Here is a 1368-nt window from a genome sequence, read left to right as displayed (position 1 = left end):
GCACATCAGAAAGCAAAAATAAGGGGATTGCCTATATTAGTGGTTTGAAGGCACATGGGGGTACTAGTCTATATGATAGGGCCCTGTTTGCCAGAAACTGGTTGCGCCAAAATGTTAAACCCAATGCCATCAATGCCGTTGTTATTCTCAGTGACGGCGATGATACCACTAGCAAGATAACTCTGGAGGAGTTGGAAAAACAACTATAACAAGGTAGTTTCATGAGTGATGCTTTATGGAAAGGAAGGGAAATTTAGCCCTCATATTCTGGAAAGAGTTGCCAAGTTGAATGGAGGTTGTTGTCCCTAGGGAAAAACTATAAATTATTTAAGAATTGACGGGCAAGGGCTAACTGGAATTCTAGCAGAAGTTTTACATCTATACTCTATACTATAAAATCATAGCCTAAAATCTGATAACCCCCAAAAAAATAGCCGAAATAATACAATAAAACTAATATTAATAAAACTAGGTACCCGGGGATAAAACCCGCTTAGAGTTTAACCAATTGTTAACCAAAGGAAGCTAAAGGAAATGCTAGGATAATGTTAAGAGTGGTGGCCTAAATGTCCATATGCAATACTGGAGAGGAAAAAGAAAAAGACCAATTATTGCCGCAGTTTCCTCTTTACTTCTACTCACGGGGTGCCTTGGGTTAGGAATTGGACAAACTGGAAATCATGGAATAGAAATAAAATTCCTGGCAGGCAGTGATTTGGGAGAATTCTGTAGACGAATAGCCGAAAAACTTAATTCTAGCAAACCAAAACTGGACAACGGTCAACGTTTCTATTTAACCTGCGATGTGCGTGGGAGTGGAGATGTTGTAAACGAAGTAATAAACCTAAGTAAAAAACTGGCTGATGGCACTATTTCCCCACAGTCCCCTCAATTTCCCAGTATAATCTCTGTAGACGGTGAAATCTACTACAGTCAGCTGATATACCAGATAAACAAAATCTTCCCCGGCAAAAACTATATCCCCCCTATTGCCGATTCCCCCCTAATAGCCTACAGCCCCATGGTCTTCATGACTACCAAAGAATTGGCGCCCCTTTGGGAAAAACAGCCTAACATATTTGTAGCACTAGCAAGTTATGAGAACTATCAGCAAATGGAGAAACAAGCCCCACCCATCCCCATCTATTTTGCCCAAACAGCACCCACTCGCTCCAATTCGGGACTACAAACTTTAGTGGCACAATTTGCCGCCGTAGCCAACAAGCCGCCCCAAGACTTAACTATAGCCGATGTGAAGAAATATCAAGAAGAGGTAAAGCGGATTCAAAGCAAAGTAACTCGTTACGGGGTGTCCACGGCAACCTTAGCCCAGTCTATGGTAGAAAACGGTATTTTCTGGGCCTCCAT

General features: G+C 41.8%; 2 protein-coding genes. Both read left to right on the top strand.

The genetic code is table 11. From position 1 onward, the window contains the following. Positions 1-209 (top strand): VWA domain-containing protein (locus IGQ44_02845; GenBank protein ID HIK36917.1); only part of this gene is annotated, 209 nt, incomplete at its 5' end. Between the two features lie 365 nt (positions 210-574). Beyond that, a partial coding sequence (locus IGQ44_02840) for an Mg-chelatase subunit ChlD (GenBank protein HIK36916.1) occupies positions 575-1368 on the top strand: 794 nt, incomplete at its 3' end.

This window comes from Geminocystis sp. M7585_C2015_104, assembly GCA_015295805.1.
Classification (GTDB): Bacteria; Cyanobacteriota; Cyanobacteriia; order Cyanobacteriales; family Cyanobacteriaceae; genus DVEF01.
The sequence above is the reverse complement of the archived record's forward strand: the minus strand, read 5'-3'. Positions and strand labels throughout refer to the sequence as shown.